This is a genomic window from Stenotrophomonas maltophilia (assembly GCF_002799155.1).
GTDB lineage: Bacteria > Pseudomonadota > Gammaproteobacteria > Xanthomonadales > Xanthomonadaceae > Stenotrophomonas > Stenotrophomonas maltophilia_R.
In genome coordinates this window covers 2,755,956-2,777,137 of record NZ_NERD01000002.1, presented here as the reverse complement: position 1 = coordinate 2,777,137, position 21,182 = coordinate 2,755,956, and the positions used below count along the sequence as shown (strand labels likewise).

The 21,182-nt window shown below is 67.4% G+C and carries 14 protein-coding genes; 10 read left to right on the top strand and 4 right to left on the bottom strand.

Annotated features, from left to right (window positions below):
- Positions 1-6: 6 nt before the first annotated feature.
- The 7 genes from prpB (at position 7) to pbpC (ending at position 15,124) form a co-directional block, all read left to right on the top strand.
- Positions 7-900, top strand: a complete 894-nt coding sequence (gene prpB, locus B9Y82_RS13500) for a methylisocitrate lyase (protein ID WP_012511842.1) — start codon at positions 7-9, stop codon at positions 898-900.
- Between the two features lie 36 nt (positions 901-936).
- Positions 937-2,094 carry a bifunctional 2-methylcitrate synthase/citrate synthase gene (prpC, locus tag B9Y82_RS13495; protein WP_014038133.1) on the top strand — a complete coding sequence of 386 codons (1,158 nt, stop codon included), beginning with the start codon at positions 937-939 and terminating at the stop codon, positions 2,092-2,094.
- 97 nt (positions 2,095-2,191) lie between these two features.
- Positions 2,192-4,810 carry a Fe/S-dependent 2-methylisocitrate dehydratase AcnD gene (acnD, locus tag B9Y82_RS13490; protein WP_100473606.1) on the top strand — a complete coding sequence of 873 codons (2,619 nt, stop codon included), beginning with the start codon at positions 2,192-2,194 and terminating at the stop codon, positions 4,808-4,810.
- Between the two features lie 51 nt (positions 4,811-4,861).
- Complete coding sequence (gene prpF / locus B9Y82_RS13485; protein WP_100473605.1) at positions 4,862-6,040, top strand: 2-methylaconitate cis-trans isomerase PrpF; 1,179 nt, start codon at positions 4,862-4,864, stop codon at positions 6,038-6,040.
- Between the two features lie 124 nt (positions 6,041-6,164).
- Positions 6,165-7,625: a bifunctional 2-methylcitrate dehydratase/aconitate hydratase gene (locus B9Y82_RS13480; RefSeq protein ID WP_100473604.1), complete on the top strand. Its 1,461-nt coding sequence runs from the start codon at positions 6,165-6,167 to the stop codon at positions 7,623-7,625.
- 160 nt (positions 7,626-7,785) lie between these two features.
- Entirely contained in the window at positions 7,786-12,693 is a 4,908-nt protein-coding gene (locus tag B9Y82_RS13475) for an alpha-2-macroglobulin family protein (RefSeq protein ID WP_100473603.1), read from the top strand.
- Positions 12,694-12,742: 49 nt separating this feature from the next.
- The gene (gene pbpC / locus B9Y82_RS13470) at positions 12,743-15,124 is read left to right on the top strand and encodes a penicillin-binding protein 1C (protein ID WP_100473602.1); all 2,382 of its coding nucleotides are present in this window, start codon (positions 12,743-12,745) and stop codon (positions 15,122-15,124) included.
- A 72-nt stretch (positions 15,125-15,196) separates the two neighbouring features.
- On the opposite strand, the gene B9Y82_RS13465 is transcribed toward pbpC, so the two are convergent.
- Positions 15,197-15,772, bottom strand: coding sequence for a ferritin-like domain-containing protein (locus tag B9Y82_RS13465; protein WP_100473601.1), 576 nt, complete (start codon positions 15,770-15,772; stop codon positions 15,197-15,199).
- A gap of 29 nt (positions 15,773-15,801) precedes the next feature.
- Positions 15,802-16,284: a peroxiredoxin gene (locus B9Y82_RS13460; protein WP_100473600.1), complete on the bottom strand. Its 483-nt coding sequence runs from the start codon at positions 16,282-16,284 to the stop codon at positions 15,802-15,804.
- A 261-nt stretch (positions 16,285-16,545) separates the two neighbouring features.
- Here B9Y82_RS13460 and B9Y82_RS13455 point away from each other — a divergent pair, with 261 nt between their 5' ends.
- Positions 16,546-17,439, top strand: coding sequence for a DnaJ C-terminal domain-containing protein (locus tag B9Y82_RS13455; RefSeq protein ID WP_100473599.1), 894 nt, complete (start codon positions 16,546-16,548; stop codon positions 17,437-17,439).
- A gap of 125 nt (positions 17,440-17,564) precedes the next feature.
- On the opposite strand, the gene pilH is transcribed toward B9Y82_RS13455, so the two are convergent.
- Both pilH and B9Y82_RS13445 read right to left on the bottom strand, forming a co-directional pair.
- Complete coding sequence (pilH, locus tag B9Y82_RS13450; RefSeq protein WP_005410644.1) at positions 17,565-17,936, bottom strand: twitching motility response regulator PilH; 372 nt, start codon at positions 17,934-17,936, stop codon at positions 17,565-17,567.
- 88 nt (positions 17,937-18,024) lie between these two features.
- Positions 18,025-19,020: a YhdH/YhfP family quinone oxidoreductase gene (locus B9Y82_RS13445; RefSeq protein WP_100473598.1), complete on the bottom strand. Its 996-nt coding sequence runs from the start codon at positions 19,018-19,020 to the stop codon at positions 18,025-18,027.
- 153 nt (positions 19,021-19,173) lie between these two features.
- Here B9Y82_RS13445 and hflK point away from each other — a divergent pair, with 153 nt between their 5' ends.
- Both hflK and hflC read left to right on the top strand, forming a co-directional pair.
- Positions 19,174-20,307, top strand: a complete 1,134-nt coding sequence (gene hflK, locus B9Y82_RS13440) for an FtsH protease activity modulator HflK (protein WP_100473597.1) — start codon at positions 19,174-19,176, stop codon at positions 20,305-20,307.
- Positions 20,304-21,167: a protease modulator HflC gene (gene hflC / locus B9Y82_RS13435; protein WP_010482785.1), complete on the top strand. Its 864-nt coding sequence runs from the start codon at positions 20,304-20,306 to the stop codon at positions 21,165-21,167. The genes hflK and hflC overlap by 4 nt, the downstream gene beginning before the upstream one ends.
- The last annotated feature ends 15 nt before the right edge of the window (positions 21,168-21,182 follow it).

The following is a 21,182-nucleotide window of genomic DNA, read 5'->3' as shown; positions in this document are numbered from 1 at the left end:
TGCCGCATGACTGCTTCCGCCCCTTTTTCCGCCGGTGCCCGCTTCCGTGAGGCGCTGGCTGCCGAATCGCCGTTGCAGGTGATCGGCGCGATCAACGCCAACCACGCCCTGCTGGCCAAGCGCGCCGGCTTCCGCGCCATCTACCTGTCGGGTGGCGGCGTTGCCGCGGGCTCGCTGGGCCTGCCGGACCTGGGCATCAACACCCTGGAAGACGTGCTGATCGACGTGCGCCGCATCACCGATGTGTGCGACCTGCCGCTGATGGTCGACATCGACACCGGCTTTGGCCCGAGCGCGTTCAACATCGCGCGCACCGTGAAGTCGCTGATCAAGGCCGGCGCGGCCGCCTGCCACATCGAGGACCAGGTCGGCGCCAAGCGCTGCGGTCACCGCCCGGGCAAGGAGATCGTCTCGCAGGGTGAAATGGTCGACCGGGTGAAGGCGGCCGCCGATGCCAAGACCGATCCGGACTTCTTCCTGATCGCACGCACCGACGCCATCCAGGTGGACGGCGTGGACAAGGCCATCGAGCGCGCCATCGCCTGTGTCGAGGCCGGTGCCGACGGCATCTTTGCCGAGGCTGCCTACGATCTGGACACCTATCGCCGCTTCGTCGACGCGGTGAAGGTGCCGGTGCTGGCCAACATCACCGAATTCGGTGCCACCCCGCTGTTCAGCCGCGATGAACTTGCTTCGGCTGGCGTTGCCATCCAGCTGTTCCCGCTGTCGGCCTTCCGTGCGGCCAACAAGGCCGCCGAGAACGTCTACCAGGCGGTGCGCCGCGATGGCCATCAGCGCAATGTGGTGGAGAGCATGCAGACGCGCGAAGAGCTGTACGACCGCATCGGCTACCACGCCTTCGAGCAGCAGCTCGATGCACTGTTCGCCGCCAAGAAATAAGCAGTACCCTGCACCATCAAGTTTTCGGAGGGAAACATGAACGATACGACCGCAACCCCGACCTTCAAGCCGAAGAAGTCCGTCGCCCTGTCCGGCACCGCTGCCGGCAACACCGCGCTGTGCAGCGTGGGCCGCAGCGGCAACGACCTGCATTACCGCGGCTACGACATCCTGGACCTGGCCAACACCAGCGAGTTCGAGGAAATCGCCTACCTGCTGGTGCACGGCAAGCTGCCGACCCGCGCCGAGCTGGTTTCGTACAAGGCCAAGCTGAAGTCGCTGCGTGGCATCCCGGCTGCGGTGAAGGCGGCGCTGGAAGAACTGCCGCCGTCGGCGCACCCGATGGACGTGATGCGCACCGGCGTGTCCGTGCTCGGATGCGTGGCGCCGGAGAAGGATGACCACAACCATCCAGGTGCGCGCGACATCGCCGACAAGCTGATGGCCTGCCTCGGTTCGATGCTGCTGTACTGGTACCACTGGAGCCACAACGGCCGCGCCATCGACGTGGAAACCGACGATGACTCGATCGGTGGCCACTTCCTGCACCTGCTGCACGGCGAGAAGCCGCAGGAATCGTGGGTGAAGGCGATGCACACCTCGCTGATCCTGTACGCCGAGCACGAGTTCAACGCCTCGACCTTCACCTGCCGCGTCATCGCCGGTACCGGCAGCGACATGTACAGCGCGATCTGCGGTGGCATCGGTGCGCTGCGCGGCCCGAAGCACGGCGGCGCCAACGAAGTGGCGTTCGAGGTGCAGAAGCGCTACGACAACCCGGATGAGGCCGAGGAAGACATCAAGGCCCGCGTCGAGCGCAAGGAAGTGGTGATTGGCTTCGGCCACCCGGTCTACACCGTCTCTGATCCGCGCAACAAGGTGATCAAGGACGTGGCCCGCGAGTTGTCCGAAGAGCAGTCGAGCATGAAGATGTACGACATCGCCGAGCGCCTGGAATCGGTGATGTGGGACATCAAGAAGATGTTCCCGAACCTGGACTGGTTCAGCGCCGTCAGCTACCACATGATGGGCGTGCCGACTGCCATGTTCACCCCGTTGTTCGTGATCGCCCGTACCGCTGGTTGGAGCGCGCACATCGTCGAGCAGCGTATCGACGGCAAGATCATCCGCCCGAGCGCCAACTACATCGGCCCGGAAGACCGCGACTTCGTCGCCATCGACAAGCGCGTCTGATCCACCTGCTGTATCCATCCGGCCGGCCGCGTGCCGGCCGGATGCTTTCGCCGCCGCACCGCCGGCACCCGGCCCGCCCCAAGCACTCCGCCAGCCCATGAATACCGATTACCGCAAGAACCTCCCCGGCAGCGCGCTGGATTATTTCGACGCGCGCGCCGCCGTCGATGCGATCCAGCCCGGCGCCTATGCCACCCTGCCGTACACCTCGCGCGTGCTGGCCGAGAACCTGGTGCGCCGCTGCGATCCGGCCACGCTCGGCGATTCGCTGAAGCAGCTGATCGAGCGCCGCCGCGACCTCGATTTCCCGTGGTTCCCGGCGCGCGTGGTGTGCCACGACATCCTCGGCCAGACCGCACTGGTCGACCTGGCTGGCCTGCGTGATGCGATCGCCGACAAGGGCGGCGACCCGGCCAAGGTCAATCCGGTGGTGCCGGTGCAGCTGATCGTCGACCATTCGCTGGCGGTGGAGTGCGGCGGCTACGACCCGCAGGCGTTCGAGAAGAACCGCGCCATCGAAGATCGACGCAACGAAGACCGTTTCCACTTCATCGACTGGACCAAGCTGGCGTTCCAGAACGTGGACGTGATTCCGCCGGGCAACGGCATCATGCACCAGATCAACCTGGAGAAGATGTCGCCGGTGGTCTACGTGCAGGACGGCGTGGCCTTCCCGGATACCTGCGTGGGTACCGACAGCCATACCCCGCACGTGGATGCGCTGGGCGTGATCGCGATTGGTGTCGGCGGCCTGGAGGCGGAGAACGTGATGCTGGGCCGCGCGTCGTGGATGCGCCTGCCGGACATCATTGGTGTCGAGCTGACTGGCAGGCCGCAGCCGGGCATCACCGCCACCGATGTGGTACTGGCGCTGACCGAGTTCCTGCGCAAGGAGCGCGTGGTCGGTGCATATCTTGAATTCTTCGGCGAGGGTGCCGCGGCACTGACCATCGGTGACCGCGCCACCATCTCCAACATGTGCCCGGAGTACGGCGCGACCGCCGCGATGTTCTACATCGACGGGCAGACCATCGATTACCTGCGCCTGACCGGCCGCGAGGAATCGCAGGTGGCGCTGGTGGAGAACTACGCGCGTACCACTGGCCTGTGGGCCGACGACCTGGCCACCGCGCAGTACGAGCGCGTGCTGCGCTTCGACCTGTCCAGCGTGGTGCGCAACATGGCTGGCCCGAGCAATCCGCATCGCCGCCTGCCGGTGGCCGAACTGGCCGAGCGCGGCATTGCCGACGAAGCCAAGCTGGAAGCGGGCAAGGCCGAGCAGGCGCAGGGCCTGATGCCTGATGGCGCGGTGATCATTGCCGCCATCACCAGCTGCACCAATACCTCCAATCCGCGCAACGTGATCGCCGCCGGCCTGCTGGCGCGCAAGGCCAATGAACGCGGCCTGCTGCGCAAGCCCTGGGTGAAGTCGTCACTGGCGCCGGGCTCGAAGGCGGTGCAGTTGTACCTGGAAGACGCTGGCCTGCTGCCGGATCTGGAAAAGCTCGGCTTCGGTATCGTCGCCTTCGCCTGCACCACCTGCAACGGCATGAGTGGCGCGCTGGATCCGGCGATCCAGCAGGAGATCATCGATCGCGACCTGTATTCCACCGCCGTGCTGTCGGGCAACCGCAACTTCGATGGCCGCATCCACCCGTATGCGAAGCAGGCCTTCCTGGCCTCGCCGCCGCTGGTGATCGCCTATGCCATCGCCGGCACCGTGCGCTTCGACATTGAGAAGGACGTGCTGGGCGTGGATGCCGATGGCAACGACGTGCGCCTGAAGGATATCTGGCCGAGTGACGCCGAGATCGATGCGGTGGTGAAGGCTTCGGTGAAGCCTGAGCAGTTCCGCAAGGTCTACAACCCGATGTTCAACGTGCGCGTGGAGCATGGCGCGGCGGTCAGCCCGCTGTATGACTGGCGCCCGCAGAGCACCTACATCCGCCGTCCGCCGTACTGGGAGGGCGCACTGGCCGGTGAGCGCACGCTGTCTGGCATGCGCGCGCTGGCGGTGCTGCCGGACAACATCACCACCGACCACCTGTCGCCGTCCAACGCGATCCTGGCGTCCAGTGCCGCCGGTGAATACCTGGCGAAGATGGGCCTGCCGGAAGAGGACTTCAATTCCTACGCCACCCACCGCGGTGACCACCTGACCGCGCAGCGCGCCACCTTCGCCAACCCGAAGCTGTTCAACGAGATGGTGCGCAACGACGACGGCAGCGTGAAGCAGGGTTCGCTGGCGCGCGTGGAGCCGGAAGGCAAGGTGATGCGCATGTGGGAAGCGATCGAGACCTACATGGACCGCAAGCAGCCGCTGATCATCATTGCCGGCGCGGACTACGGCCAGGGCAGCTCGCGTGACTGGGCGGCCAAGGGCGTGCGTCTGGCGGGCGTGGAAGCGATCGTGGCCGAAGGCTTTGAACGCATCCACCGCACCAACCTGATCGGCATGGGCGTGCTGCCGCTGGAGTTCAAGCCCGGCACCACCCGCCTGACCCTGGGCATCGACGGCACCGAGACCTTCGACGTGGTCGGCGAGCGCACCCCGCGTGCCGACCTGACCCTGGTCATCCACCGCCGCGACGGCCAGGACGTGAGGGTGCCGGTCACCTGCCGCCTGGACAGCGACGAGGAAGTGGCGATCTACGAAGCCGGTGGCGTGCTGCAGCGCTTCGCCCAGGACTTCCTGGAAGGCGCCAAGGTGGCGTGAGACATCCGACGGCCCGGCAACGGGCCGTCATTCTTTGCAAGGAACACATCCATGACCTTCCTCCCGCAACTCCGTATTCCCGCCACCTACATGCGCGGCGGCACCAGCAAGGGCGTGTTCTTCCGCCTGCAGGACCTGCCCGGAGCGGCGCAGGTGCCGGGTGCCGCACGCGACGCACTGCTGATGCGCGTGATCGGCTCGCCCGATCCGTATGGCAAGCAGACCGACGGCATGGGCGGTGCCACGTCCAGTACCAGCAAGTGCGTGATCATCTCCGCCGCCTCGGTGCCCGACCACGATGTGGACTATCTGTACGGCCAGGTCTCGATCGACACCGCCTTCGTCGACTGGAGCGGGAACTGCGGCAATCTCAGCACCGCGGTGGGCCCGTTCGCGATTGCCAATGGCCTGATCGATCCGGCCCGCGTGCCGCGCGATGGCCTGTGCACCGTGCGCATCTGGCAGGCCAACATCGGCAAGACCATCATCGCCCACGTGCCGATGCGCAATGGCGAAGTGCAGGAGACCGGCGATTTCGAGCTGGATGGCGTGACCTTCCCCGCCGCCGAGATCCAGCTGGAATTCATCGATCCCTCCGATGACGGCGATGCTGGCGCGATGTTCCCGACCGGCAATCTGGTGGACACCCTTGATGTCCCCGGCGTGGGCAGCTTCGAGGTGACCATGATCACCGCCGGCATTCCGACCATCTTCCTCAATGCGGCGGAACTGGGTTACACCGGTACCGAGCTGCAGCCGGCAATCAACGAGGACAAGGCGGCCCTGCAGAAGTTCGAGGCCATCCGCGCGCACGGCGCGCTGCGCATGGGCCTGATCTCGAAACTGGAAGACGCGGCGACCCGCCAGCACACGCCGAAGGTCGCCTTCGTGGCACCTGCACAGGATTACGTGTCGTCCAGTGGCAAGGCCATTGCGGCCTCGGCCATCGATCTGCACGCGCGTGCGCTGTCGATGGGCAAGCTGCACCACGCGATGATGGGCACCGCCGCCGTGGCGATCGGCACCGCGGCGGCGATTCCGGGCACGCTGGTCAATCGCGCGGCCGGTGGTGGTGAACGCGAAGCGGTGACCTTTGGTCACCCCTCCGGCACGCTCCGCGTGGGCGCCCAGGCCGGGCGCGTTGACGGCCAGTGGACGGTGACCAAGGCCATCATGAGCCGCAGCGCCCGCGTGCTGATGGAAGGCAAGGTGCGGGTGCCGGCCGAATGATGCATTGGTAGTCGCCAACCAGGGTTGGCGACTACCAAGCCGCAGAGACCGATTGCTTTGGTAGCTGCCAACCCTGGTTGGCATGGTGCACGGGCAACCGTGCACCGCAACGAGGAGATCGACGATGTCTGACAGCCGCCCCCCCTCCAACGAGCGTGCAGCGTGGGATGCGCTGCTGGTGGACATCGTCGACTACGTTCGCGATGCCCGCATCGACTCCCCGCTGGCGTTCCAGACCGCGCATCACTGCCTGCTCGATACGCTGGGCTGTGGGCTTGAAGCGCTGTCCTTCCCGGCCTGCAGCAAGCTGCTCGGTCCAGTGGTGCCGGGCATCAGCGTGGCCAACGGTGCGCGCGTACCGGGCACGCACTACGAGCTGGACCCGGTGCAGGCGGCCTTCAACCTGGGCGCGATGGTGCGCTGGCTGGATTTCAACGACACCTGGCTGGCCGCCGAGTGGGGCCACCCTTCCGACAATCTCGGCGGCATCTTGGCCGTGTGCGATTGGCTGGGGCGCAACGCGCAGGCCCTGCATCGCCCAGCGCCGACCGTGCACGACGTGCTGCTGGCCATGATCAAGGCGCACGAGATCCAGGGCGCGCTGGCCCTGCAGAATTCCTTCAACCGGGTCGGGCTGGATCACGTGGTGCTGGTCAAGGTGGCCACCACCGCGGTGGTCGCGCAGTTGCTCGGCCTGGATCGCGAACGCATGCTCAATGCGCTGTCGCTGGCCTGGGTCGATGGCCAGGCGCTGCGCACCTACCGGCATGCGCCCAACACCGGGTCGCGCAAGAGCTGGGCAGCCGGCGACGCCACCAGCCGTGGTGTGCGCCTGGCGCTGATGGCGGCCAGTGGCGAGATGGGCTATCCCAGCGTGCTGAGCGCGCCGACCTGGGGCTTCGAGGCGGTATCCATGCGTGGCCAGAGGCTGACGCTGGGGCGACCGCTGGGCAGCTATGTGATGGAGAACGTGCTGTTCAAGATCAGCTACCCGGCCGAGTTCCACGGCCAGACCGCGGTGGAGGCAGCGATCGCGCTGCACCAGCAGCTGCGTGCGCTGGGACGGCGGGTCGAGGACATCGCGCACATCGCGATCCGGACCCAGGAAGCCTGCATCCGCATCATCGACAAGCAGGGGCCGCTGCACAACCCGGCCGACCGCGACCACTGCGTGCAGTACATGGTCGCGATCGCGCTGCTGCATGGGCGGCTGGTGGCCGAGGATTATGAGGACGACGTTGCCGCCGATCCGCGTATCGATGTGCTGCGCGCAAAGATGACCTGCCATGAGGATCCGCAGCTCAGCGCCGATTATCTGGACCCGGACAAGCGCAGCATCGCCAACGGCTTGAGCGTGCGCTTCACCGATGGCAGCGAACTGCCGGAGGTGCTGGTGGAGTACCCGCTCGGTCACGCCCGGCGCCGCGAGGAAGGCATCCCGCTGCTGATGGACAAGTTCCGCCGGCACCTGGCCCACCGCTTCCCGACCACCCAGCAGCAGCGCATCCTGGCCGCATCGCTGGACCCGGTGGCGCTGGCGGCAATGCCGGTGACCGACTACGTGGACCTGTACCTGCCGGGGTGAGGCCGCTCTGGTGGATGCCAACCTTGGTTGGCATGGGGGGGGGCACCAACCAAGGTTGGCGGCAACCAGGTCCCGGGCGGGACCGGCTTTCCGACCGCCGGGGTGTCAACGCCTTGACGCGGCCTGCCTATAATGGCTGCCTCGATCAAGGAGTGACGACATGAGCGGTCCGGCACGGCGGAAGCGGTGGGGATGGGCGGCGGCGGTACTGGCAGGAGGCCTGTTGCTGGGCTTGGCCGGTTGCCGCAACGACAGCGGGCAGCTGCCCAAGGCCAGTGGTGAGGCGATCACCACCCAGGCCGAGCAGGTGAAGGAATTCACCCTGCTGCGCGCTTACCCGGACCAGAAGAATGACGGCCTGTCGCTTGCGCTGGAATTCTCGCGGCCGCTGGTCGGTACCCAGGACTTCGACAAGCTGGTGCGCTTCGAGGAGAAGGTCGGCACCGACGACAGCAGCTGGACCCTGTCCGATGACGGCCTGACCCTGCGTTATCCGTTCGTCGAGGCCGGCAAGGAGTTCAGTCTGGTGGTTTCGCCCGACCTGCTGGCGGCCGATGGCAGCCGCCTCGGCAAGGAGCTGAAGCAGAAGGTGTTCAGCGGCGAGCTGAAGCCGGTGGTCGGTTTCGCTTCGCAGGGCAGCGTGCTGCCGGCCAAGGACAGCCGCGGCCTGCCGGTGGTCTCGGTGAACGTACCGGAGGTCGACGTCGAGTTCCTGCGCGTGCGCGAGAAGGACCTGCCGACCTTCTTCAGCCAGTACCAGCGCGGTGGCCGCCGCGGCAGCTGGGAGTTGAGCAGCGACTACGAGCGCAGCCCGATCAACAAGCTGGCCGAGCCGGTCTACGTCAACCGCTTCATCCTCGGCGGCAAGAAGAACGAGCGGGTGCTGACCTACCTGCCGACCCAGGACATCAAGGAACTGCAGGAGCCGGGCCTGTACTTCGCCCTGCTCAAGCGCACCGGTGACTACGAAGGCGAGTTCGATACCGCGTTCTTCTCGGTCAGCGACATCGGCCTGCATACCCGCGCCTACAAGGACAAGCTGTTCGTGCACACCGCCGGCCTGAAGGACGGTGCGCCGCTGAAGGGCATCGACCTGCGCGTGCTCGACGCCAAGGGCGAGGTGGTGCTGAAGGGCAGCACCGACGGCAATGGCAACGCGCTGCTGAACTACACCCTGGATGCCACCCACGTGCTGGTCGCCAGCACTGGCAAGGACACCAGTTTCCTGCCGTTCAACCAGCCGGCGCTGGACCTGAGCGAATTCGCAGTGGCCGGTCGTGACAACGCCTGGTTCGACGTCTATGCCTGGTCCGGGCGCGACCTGTACCGCCCGGGCGAGACCGTGCGCCTGTCCGCCCTGCTGCGCGACAATGATGGCAAGCCGGTCAAGGCGCAACCGGTGTTCCTGCGCCTGAAGCAGCCCGACGGCAAGACCTTCCGCGAAACCCGCCTGCAGCCGGGCGAGCAGGGCTACATCAACTTCGAGCAGGTCATTCCCGCTGAAGCGCCGACCGGGCGCTGGCAGGTCGAGTTCCGCACCGATCCGGCCAGCAAGGAAGCGATCCAGGGCATGACCCTGCGCATCGAGGAGTTCCTGCCCGAGCGCATGAAGCTGGACCTGGACAGCGCGCAGAAGACGCTGAAGCCGGGCGAGGAGCTGCGCCTGCAGGCCAATGGTGCCTATCTGTACGGCGCGCCGGCCGATGGCAACCGCTTCACCGCGCGCCTGGCGGTGGCCGCCGAGCAGAAGCCGGTGGACGGCCTGCCGGGCTACTTCTTCGGTGACCCAACCCTGCAGCTGCCGCGCGAAGCCAAGGACGTGATCGATACCACGCTGCCGGCCAATGGCCAGCTGCGTGAGGACGTGGCGTTGCCGGAAGAGGCGGCCAAGGCCAAGGCACCCATTGCCGTGGTGCTGTCCGGCAGCCTGTATGAAACCGGTGGCCGTACGGTCACCCGCACCTTGAAGCGGGTGATGTGGCCGGCCAACGCGCTGGTCGGCGTGCGCCCGCTGTTCAACCCAGACGATGGGGCCGATTCCAACGGCAATGCACGTTTTGAACTGATGCGCGTGGATGCCGCCGGCACGCCGCAGCCCGCCAAGGGCCTGAAGATCACCCTGGTGCGCGAGCTGCGCGACTACCACTGGACCTTCAACGACAACCGCTGGGACTACGATTTCACCCGCCGTTTCGAGAACAAGGAAACCCGCACCGTCGATGCCGGCAGCAGCGCGGTTGCCTTCGATTTCCCGGTGGAGTGGGGGGAGTACCGGGTGGACGTGTTCGATCCGTCCACCGGCCTGACCAGCCGCTATCCGTTCCGCGCCGGCTGGAGCTGGGGTGATGACAACCGCGGCCTGGACGCGCGCCCGGACAAGGTCAAGCTGGGCCTGGACAAGACCAGCTACAAGGCCGGCGACACCCTGGAAGTGACGGTGACCCCGCCGCATGCCGGCAAGGGCATCCTGATGGTCGAGACCGATCGCATGCTGTACGTGCAGGACATCGAGGCCAAGCCGGGTTCGACCTTCAAGATTCCGGTCACCGCCGACTGGGAACGCCACGACGTCTACATCACCGCGCTGGTGTTCCGCGGCGGCAGTGCGCCGAGCAAGATCACCCCGGCCCGTGCCGTAGGCGTGGTGCACGTGCCGATGGACCGCAAGGGCCGCACCGTGGCCGTCGGCCTGGTCGCGCCCAAGCAGATGCGGCCGGAACAGGACCTGCCGGTGACGGTCAGCGCACCGCAGCTGGCTGGCAAGATGGCGCACGTTACCGTTTCGGCGGTGGACGTGGGCATCCTCAACATCACCCGTTTCCCGGTGCCCGACGCCGGTGCGCATTTCTTCGCCCAGCGCCGCCTCGGCATCGATGCCTATGACATCTACAGCCGGGTGATCGAGAGCTTTGATGGTGGCAGCGGCAAGCTGAAGTTCGGTGGTGACATGGCGCTGCAGGCATTGCCGCAGGCCAAGCGCCCGACGGCACGCGTGCAGACCGTGGACCTGTTCTCCGGCCCGGTGCAGCTCGATGCCAAGGGCAACGCCCGCATCCGCCTGAAGGTGCCGGACTTCAACGGCACGCTGCGCGTGTCGGCGCTGGTCTACAGCGATGACCAGTACGGCAAGCGCGATGTGGAAACCATTGTGCGCGCGCCGATCCTGGCCGAAGCCAGCATGCCACGCGTGCTGGCCCCGGGCGACCGCAGCACCGTGACCCTGGACGTGCAGAACTTCACCGGCAAGCCGGGCCAGTTCAACGTGAAGGTGGACACCGAGGGCCCGTTGAGCCTCGGCGAAGGCAGCCGCAGCGTGCAGCTGAATGCCGATGCCAAGACCACGCTGAGCTTCCCGCTGTCGGCGCGCGAGGGCCACAGCGTGGCCAAGGTGCGCGTGCGGGTGGACGGCAACGGCTTCAAGGCTGATCGCCGCTACGACCTGCCGGTGCGTGCGGCGTGGCCGCAGGTGCTGCGTTCGCAGGTGCGCACGCTCGACCCGCTGGCGGCGGTCAGCCTCGACAACAGCCTGACCGATGGGCTGATGTCCGAGTCGGTGAACGCGCGCCTGCTGGTCAGCCCGCTGCCACCGATTCCGTTCGCCAGTGCACTGCAGGGCGCGCTGAACTACCCGTATGGCTGTGCCGAGCAGACCACCAGCAAGGGCTACGCCGCGCTGATCCTGGACCAGGCGACATCGTCGATGCTCGGTGCCGACGGCCTGGATGCCAAGACCCGCCGCGAGCGCATGGAAGGCGCGTTCGGTCGCCTGGCATCGATGCAGGTGGCCAATGGCAATTTCTCGATGTGGGGTGACGACGGCTACGTGAACCCGTGGCTGACCCCGTACATCACCGAGTTCCTGCTCGATGCCAAGGACGCCGGTTTCGCGGTGCCGGACAACGTGCTGCAGAAGGCACTCAACCGGCTCAGCGAAGACCTGCTGTCCGGTGGCAACCCGTTCTACGGGCAGGAGGATCGCGAGAAACTGAAGTTCGCCAACCAGGCGTATTCGGGCTACGTGCTGGCCCGGGTCAACCGTGCGCCGCTGGGTACCCTGCGTACGCTGTACGACAACGAGCGCAGCAAGGCGGTCGGCGGCCTGTCGCTGGTCCATCTGGGCGTGGCGCTGTCGTTGCAGGGCGATGCCAAGCGTGGCCAGGCCGCGCTGGCGGCGGCCTTCGCCAAGTCCAGCAGCGAACGCCCGTCGTACTTCGGCGACTACGGCAGTGCGATCCGCGATGACGCGCTGATGATCGCGTTGACCCACGAAAACAAGCTGGCCAAGCCGGCCTGGGATGCCCGCGCGGTCGATCTGGGGCGTGGCCTGGATGCGCGCCGCAACGCCGGCTGGATGTGGCTGAGCACGCAGGAGCAGGTGGCCATCGCCCGCCTCGGCAAGGCCCTTGCCGCCAACCAGAAGGCGCTGGTGGCCGGTGAACTGGTGATCGGCGGCACGACCGAAGCGATCGGCGAGCGCAAGCTGTTCGGCCGCAACTTCAGCGCCAGCGAGCTGGCCAGCGGCGTGCGCTTCACCCCGCAGGGGCAGCCGCCGATGTTCGCCAGCATCGACGTGGCCGGCATCCCGCGCAGCGCGCCGGCGCCGGACAACAGCGTGCTGGGCGTCGAGCGCAGCTACTACGGCACCGATGGCAAGCCGTGGTCGCCGCGTCCGCTGAAGGAGGGCGAAGCACTGATCGTGCGCGTCACCGTCACCGCCGACACCACGATGCCCGATGCACTGCTGACCGACCTGCTGCCGGCGGGCCTGGAGATCGAGAACTTCAACCTGGGCGATGCCAAGCAGTGGGCCGATGTGGTGGTCGATGGCATCACCATCAGCGACCGCGGTGAAGCTGCCGACACCAAGCACGAAGAGTTCCGCGACGACCGCTATGTGGCCGCCCTGAAGCTCTCGCGCGGCAGCAAGGCCAACGTGTTCTATCTGGTGCGCGCGGTGACCCCGGGAACCTACTCGGTGCCGCCACCGCTGGTGGAGGACATGTACCGGCCACAGCTGCGTGGCGTTGGCCGCAGCAACCCGACCACGATCACGGTGGTGCAGCCGTGACCGCGCGGACGGGCCGCGACGGCGCGGCCCGTCCTGCTGGCAACAGGCCATGAAGAAGACGATGACGACCCGGCTGGCGGCCCTGCGCCGCCGGCTGCGGCCGCTGTGGCCGTGGCTGCGCTGGGGGACGGCCGCCACGCTGGCACTGCTGCTGGCGTTGGATTTCGCCTTCCCGCCGCCGCTGCCGAAGCAGCGCGATACCAGCACCCTGGTGGTCGCTGCCGACGGCACGCCATTGCGAGCGTTTGCCGATGCCGAGGGCGTGTGGCGCTATCCGGCATCGATCGACAGCGTCTCGCCGCTGTACCTGCAGGCACTGCTGACCTACGAGGACCGCTGGTTCTGGCGGCATCCAGGCATCAACCCGCTGGCGATCCTGCGTGCCAGCGGCCAGCTGCTGCGCGGTGGCCGCATCGTGTCCGGTGGCTCGACCCTGACCATGCAGGTCGCACGCATCCTCGACCCGCATACGCGCACCCCCTGGGGCAAGCTCAAGCAGATGCTGCGCGCGGTGCAGCTGGAAGTGCACCTGAGCAAGCAGCAGATCCTGGCCCTGTATCTGGAGCGGGCGCCCTACGGCGGCACCATCGAAGGCGTGGAAGCGGCCAGTTGGGCCTACCTGGGCAAGCCGGCGGCGCAGCTGTCGCATGCCGAAGCCGCGTTGCTGGCGGTCCTGCCACAGGCGCCGAGCCGGCTGCGCCCGGATCGTCACCCGGAAGCCGCGCAGAAGGCACGCGACAAGGTGCTGTCACGCATGGCCGAACTGGGCGCGTGGACACCGGAAGAGGTGGAGGACGCGCGCATCGAGAATGTGGTGGCGCGCTCGCTGCGGCCGCCATTGCATGCCCCACTGCTGGCGCAGCGACTGCACTCGGCGCACCCGGGCCAGGCACGCATCCACAGCAGCATCGACATCGGCCTGCAACGCACGCTGGAAGAACGCGTGGCCAGCTATTTCTCGACGCTGCCCGAACGCACCTCGGCCGCCTTGCTGGTGGTCGACAATCAGACCCTGCAGGCGCGTGCCTATGTCGGTACCCTGGCGTTCGGTGACCGCCAGCGGCTGGGCCACGTGGACATGGTGCAGGCCTGGCGGTCGCCGGGCTCCACGCTCAAGCCGTTCCTGTATGCGATGGCGCTGGACGATGGCCTGATCCATTCGGAAAGCCTGCTGGTCGATGCGCCGCAGAGTTTCGGCAGCTACCGCCCCGGCAACTTCGACATGGCCTTCAATGGGCCGATTGGTGCCTCCAGTGCATTGAGACTGTCGCTCAACGTGCCCTCGGTGGACCTGCTGCAACGGGTCGGGGCCGCGCGCTTCGCCGCGCGCCTGTCGCACTCCGGCATCCAGCTGCGCTTCCCCCCGGGAAGCACGCCCAACCTGTCGCTGATCCTGGGCGGTACCGGAGCGCGGCTGGAAGATCTGGTCGGCGCATTCGCCGCGCTCAACCGCAACGGTATTGCCGGACGCGTGCGCTACACCGATGACGAACCGATGATCGAGCGGCGCCTGGCCTCGCCCGGCGCCAGCTGGATCGTGCGCGAGATGCTGGAATCGAACCCACGCCCGGGTTACAGCGTCGGCACCTTCGATGTTGGTGGCCGCCCGCGCGTGGCGTGGAAAACCGGTACCAGCTATGGCTATCGCGATGCGTGGGCGATCGGAAGCACGCGCCACTACACCGTGGGCGTGTGGGTGGGCCGGCCGGATGGCACCCCATTGCCGGGCCAGTACGGCGCGGTCACGGCGCTGCCGTTGATGTTCGAAGTGGTCGACAGCCTGCCGCGCCAGCGCGGCGATTCGGCGGCCGCACCGATGCCGGGCAGCGTCAGCCAGGAGGACATCTGCTGGCCCACCGGCGAACGCGCCGAGGGCCTGCCAGCGGCGCTGTGCCAGCGGCGGATGCCGGCCTATCTGCTGGACGGCGCGGCACCGCCGACTTTCCCCGAGCGTGAGGCACGCCGCTGGCAGCCAGGGCGGCAGCGTTACCTGGCGGATGCGCACACCGGCCTGCGTGTGTCGGCCGATTGCCGCGCGCCACATGAGGAAGTGCCGCGTGAGATCGCGCGTTGGCCGGCGTTGTTGTCACCGTGGCTGCCCAAGGCCACGCGCGAGGCTTCGCAGCTGCCGGCGTTGTCGCCGGACTGCCGCGACGATGGGCGCGAAGCCAGTGTCGCGCTGCATGTGGACGGGCTCAATGATGGCGCTACCTTGGCGCGCGCGCCGAATTCGGAACACGGCGTGCGCCTGCAGTTGCGCGCACTGGGCAGCGAGCAGGCGGTGGACTGGTTGCTGGATGGCCGCTGGATCGCGCAGACCCGCGGTGCGCAGTTGATGCAGCGCGAATTCGCCGAGCCGGGTGCACACACGCTGACCGCACTGGCAGCCGATGGCGCATGGACGCAGGTGCGGTTCAACGTCCTCCGGTAGGTGCCAACCTGGGTTGGCACGCGATGAATCCGCCCATCAAGGTGGGCATCTACCAAGGTGCATGCGGGGCCGCTACTCCCCGATCCACCCATCCAGCAGGTCGGCAAACTCGTCGGCGTGTTCCTCTTCCTGCGCGAGGATCTCTTCGAGGATGCGCTTGGTGGTGGTATCGCGGTCGCCGATGAAGTTGATCATCTCGCGGTAGCTGTCGATGGCGATGCGTTCGGCCACCAGGTTCTCGCGCACCATGTCGCGCAGGTCGCTGCCCTCCTTGTATTCGGCATGCGAGCGCGCGGTCAGCGTATCCGGGTTGAAGTCGGGTTCGCCGCCGAGCTGGACGATGCGCTCGGCCAGCTTGCCGGCGTGCGCCTGTTCCTGCTGCGCATGCTCGAGGAACTCGGCCTTGACCGCGTCGGCCAGCATGCCCTTGGCCATGAAGTAATGCCGGTAGTAGCGCAGTACGCACACGTACTCGGTGGCCAGTGCGTCGTTGAGCAGCTTGATCACCACCTTGCGGTCGGCGCTGTAGCTGTCGGTGATCGCACCGTCCTCGATATTGCGCCTGGCGCGCTCGCGCAGGCTCTTGCGATCGCTGATGCCGGGAACCCCGGCGGCGGGCTTGGGAGCTTTGGCTGGCTTGCTGGACATGGCTGGCCGTTTCCTTTTGCGGTGGGGAATCAGGTAGGCAGGTGCTCCAGCACGTACTCGGCCGAAGACACCTCGAACTGGCCGGGCTCTTCGATCCACGTCGCCCGGACCACGCCGTCAACCACGTACAGGGCGAAGCGGCGCGAGCGGATGCCCATGCCCGACGCGCTGGCATCAAGCTCCAGGCCCAGGGCGCGGGTCAGTTCGGCATTGCCGTCGGACAGCATCAGCAGGCTGTCGGGCACGCTCTGGTCGGCGGCCCAGGCCTTCATCACGAACGGATCGTTGACGGCCATGCAGTAGACGTCGATGCCGCGCTGGCGGAAGGCCTGGAATTTCTCGACGTAGCCGGGCAGGTGGCGTGCCGAGCAGGTCGGGGTGAACGCGCCGGGCACGGAGAACAGCACCACTTTGCGCGCGTCGAACAGCGAGTGCGTATCGAGCGTTTCGATGCCCTCGCGGATGCGCTTGAGGGTCACTTCCGGAATGCGGTCGCCGACATGGATGGTCATGGGGAACTCCTTGCTGGGGCAGGCTAGTGGGCCGGATGGGACAGGGGCGTCAAGACATTGGAAAACCCGTGTGCAGGCCCCATCTTCGGGCTTTGCGGCAGGGGCTTCCAGCCACAGCCTGGGGTATCGGGATGGCAGCCGCATTGCGCAGGATCAGTCGGCCTCACCGGGGCCGCACGAGAGGCGGCGTAGCATCGCCGGCGCGTAGAATGAACCCGGGGCGGCGCCACCGGCGCGGCCGAAGCGAATCGAGGTAGCTGGATGGAATTCAAGGATTACTACGCCACCCTGGGGGTGGAACCAAGCGCGGGCGAGGCGGAGATCAAGACGGCCTACCGCCGGCTGGCACGCAAGTACCACCCGGACGTCAGCAAAGAGACCGGGGCCGAAGACAAGTTCAAGGCGGTCAACGAGGCCTACGAGGCACTGCGCGATCCGGAGAAGCGGGCGGCATATGACCAGCTGCGCGCACAGGGCTACCGCCCGGGCGAGGAGTTCAACGTGCCGCCGAACTACGGCGGCGCCGGTGGTTTCAATTTCGAGGAAGTGTTCGGCGGCGGTGGCCCCAACGGCGGCTTCAGCGACTTCTTCGAAAGCCTGTTCGCGCGCCAGCGTGGCGGTGGCGGCGCTGGTCCGGGGCCGGGCTTCAGCAGCCAGGGGCATGCGCCCAACCGCGACACCCGCGCCAAGCTGTCGGTTCCGCTGGAAGCGGCCTACAGCGGTGACAGCCTGCGCATCACCGTCAACGGCAAGCAGCTGGACGTACGCGTGCCCAAGGGCATCCGTCCGGGCCAGGTGATCCGCCTGGCGGGGCAGGGCAACCATGGCGGCAACCTGCTGCTGGAAGTGGAGTACGCCGCGCACCCGCAGTTCGAGGTCGATGGCCGCAACATCCTCTATACGTTGCCGGTCACGCCGTGGCAGGCCGCGCTGGGTACCAGCATCAGCGTGCCGACCCTGGGCGGTGCGGTGGAGTTGAAGATCCCGGCCGACTCCGATGCCGGCCGCAAACTGCGCCTGCGTGGCCGCGGCCTGCCGGGCAGCCCGGACGGCGACCAGATCGTCGAAATCGAGATCGTGGCCCCGGCCGCGACCGACGAGGCGCAGAAGAAGGCGTACCGGAACCTGGCCAAGGCGTTCGGCGAGACGATCTGACTGGCCGGAGGAGCGCCGTCGGCGAAACGATCTGAGATGGATACTGGTGGGTGCGGACCTTGGTCCGCACGCCTTGCGGTCGTTCAGAGCGTGCCAACCAAGGTCGGCACCTGCGGGGGCGAGCCTCAGCCCTGCCCGGCGAACACCCGCTCCAGCACCTCGGACAGCTCGTCTTCCGAGAACGGCTTGGTGATGTAGGCCTTGGCGCCCTGGCGCATGCCCCACATGCGATCGGTGTCCTGGTCCTTGGTGGTCACCAGGATCACCGGGATATGCCGGGTCGCCTCGTCGCGGGCGAGGGTGCGGGTGGCCTGGAAGCCATTGAGGTTGGGCATCACCACGTCCATCAGGACCAGGTCGGGCAGCTCGGCCTTGGCGGTTTCGACCCCGGCGGCGCCATCGGTGGCGGTCAGGATCTGGTGCCCGAGCTTCTCGACGATGCGCTGTATCCCCAACAGCTGCGACGGTGAGTCGTCGACGATCAGAATGCGTGCCATGTTGTTCCCCATGTAATGCCCGCAGTGTAGTGCGGGCACATTACCGGCGGGAGGGGCGCGGTTGCCGTCCGTCGCCTGCCTGCGACGTTCAGTCGATCCGCACCACCGTGCGCCCCAGCGAGCCACCGCCCAGCATCCGCTCGAACACGGCCGGCAGGCCATCCAGGCCGACCTCGGCGGTGCAGATCCGGTCCAGCTGCTGCGGCTTCCACTCATCCCCCAGCCGCGCCCACACCTCCTCGCGCAGCCCGCGCGGCGCATTGGCCGAGGAGACCCCCAGCAGCGATACGCCGCGCAGGATGAACGGCATCACTGTCATGTCCAGCGCCGGGCTGGCTGCCAGGCCGGCGCTGACCACGCTGCCGTAGGGCACGGTCTGCGCCAGCAGGCTGGCCAGCATTCCGCCGCCGGCATTGTCGAGGCCACCGCCGAAGCGCGCCGACTGCAGTGGACCGGTATCGGCCAACGCCTCGCGCGGCAGCACCTCGCTGGCACCGATGCCGCGCAGGAAATCGGCCTGGTCCGGCTTGCCGCTGACCGCGTGCACGGTGTAGCCGGCACGGCTGAAGATCGACAGCGCCAGCGCACCGACACCGCCGCTGGCACCGGTGACTGCCAGCGGGCCGAGCTCCGGAGCCTGCCGGTTGTCCTGCATGCGCAGCAGCGCCAGCGCCGCCGTGAAGCCGGCGGTGCCCAGCACCATCGCCTCACGCGGGCTCAGCCCGGCCGGCTGGGCGATCACCGCACGCGACTCCAGCCGCACATACTGGCTGTAACCGCCGTCACGGGTCTCGCTGAGGCCGCAGCCGGTGGCCAGCACCGCGTCACCTTCACGCCAGTCCGGGTCGGTGCTGGCGACCACGGTGCCGGCCACGTCGATGCCCCCCACCAGCGGGAAGCGGCGCAGGATCTTCCCTTTGCCGGTGCCGGCCAGGGCGTCCTTGTAGTTGACCGAGGACCAGTGGGCGCGGATCAGCACCTGGCCGGGGTTGAGGTCGTCGACACTGAGCTGGGCCAGGCCGCTGCGGTAGCCGGCGTCGTCGTTTTCGATGCGGAAGGCGGTGAACGGGGTGGTGGGGGCCATCGGCGTTGCCTGACTTCGAGGAAAACGCCACCTTACCCCGTCGCCCCCCTTTCGATCCTGCCGATCCGCCCCATCTTGTATGATCGGTGATGGTTTCACGGCTGGCGCCGCGGGAAGGGCCCGCGCCGCAGCCCACATCTTGATGGAGCGTGCATGGCCTGGAATACACCCGGCGGCAACAAGGGCGGACAAGGCCCCGAGGACAATCGACGCGGGCCGTTCGGGTCGCGCGGCGGTGGCAATGGTGGTGGCTGGGGCGGATTGCCCGGGCCGCTGAAGGACCTGTTCGACGGCGGCATCGTGCGTTGGGTGGTGGCGGCCGTGGTGCTGCTGGTGCTGTTCTCCAGCTTCCAGCTGATCGGCGAACAGCAGCGCGGCGTGGTGCTGCGCTTCGGCCAGTTCTCGCGCATCCTGCAGCCCGGCCCGAACTTCAAGCTGCCGTGGCCGATCGAATCGGTCACCAAGGTCAACGCCACCGAGATCAAGACCTTCTCGATCCAGGTGCCGGTGCTGACCCGCGACGAGAACATCGTCAACGTCTCGCTGAACGTCCAGTACCGCATCGACGACCCGCAGCTGTACCTGTTCGGCACCGTCGATGCCAACCAGGTGCTGGAGCAGTCGGCGCAGAGCGCGGTGCGCGAGGAAGTCGGCCGCGCCGACCTCAATGCGGTACTGAACAACCGTGGCCCGCTGGCCGTGGCTGCCGAGGAGCGCCTGCAGGCGCTGCTGAAGGCGTTCAAGACCGGCCTGACCGTGACCGGCCTGACCCTGCAGGACGCCCGTCCGCCGGAAGAAGTGAAGCCGGCCTTCGACGAGGTCAACGGTGCCCAGCAGGTCAAGGAGCGCCTGATCAACGAAGCCCAGGCCTACGCCGCCAAGGTCGTGCCGGAAGCCCGAGGCCAGGCCTCGCGTGCCCGTACCACCGCCGAAGGCTACAAGCAGGCCGTGGTGTCCAAGGCCGAGGGTGACGCGCAGCGCTTCAGCCTGTTGCAGGCCCAGTACAAGGACGCGCCGGAAGTGACCCGCAAGCGCCTGTGGCTGGAGACCGTGCAGCAGGTGCTGAGCGAGAACCGCAAGGTGATCGGGGGCGATGGCCGCCAGCTGATCTACGTGCCGATGACCGGCGACACCCGTCCCAGCACGTCGGCCCCGGCCGCAGTGGCGAACCCCGACGTGGTGATGCCGTCGCTGCCGGGTGCAGCGGTGGAAGCTTCCCGTGATCCGGGCCGGCCGGTGGGCCGCCCGACCGGGCGACCGAGCGGCCGTGAGGAGGGCAGCCGATGAAAAGTCCTATCTGGATCGCCGTGATCGTGGCGGTGGTGCTGGGCCTGCTCGGCTCGGTGTACGTGGTCCGTGAGGACCAGACCGCCATGGTGCTGAACCTGGGCAAGGTGGTGCGTTCGGACATCAAGCCGGGCCTGCACTTCAAGGTGCCGGTGGTGGAAACGGTGAAGGTCTTCGACCGCCGCTTCCAGGTGCTCGACACCGCGCCGGCGCGCTACTTCACCGCCGAGCAGAAGGACGTCAGCGTCGACTTCTTCGCCATCGGCTACATCTCCAACGTGGGTGACTACTTCCGCGCCACCGGCGGCGATCCGCGCATTGCCAATGCCCGCCTGGCTCCGATCATCACCGACTCGCTGCGCAACCAGATCAACTCGCGCACCCTGCAGCAGCTGGTTTCCGGCGACCGCAGCGAGCTGATCGCCGAGCAGCTGAAGGGGATCAACGAAGCCGTGGCCGGCCTGGGCATGCAGATGATCGACCTGCGCATCAAGCAGGTGGACCTGCCGACCGACAGCCAGGTGATCAACGACGTGTACGAGCGCATGCGCGCCCAGCGCAAGCAGGAAGCGGCCAAGCTGCGTGCAGAGGGCGAGGAGCAGTCGCTGACCATCCGTGCCCAGGCAGACCGTGACAGCACCGTGCTGATCGCCGAGGCCGAGCGTGATGCACAGCGCCTGCGCGGTGAAGGCGATGCCGATGCGGCCCGCATCTACGGCAAGGCCGGCTCGGCCGATCCGTCGTTCTACGCGTTCTACCGCAGCCTGGAGGCCTACCGTGGCTCCATGACCGACGGCAACGGCGTGATCGTGCTGGACAAGAACGACCCGTTCCTGCAGTACCTGAAGAACGACCGCTGAGGTCGCAGGGCAGTA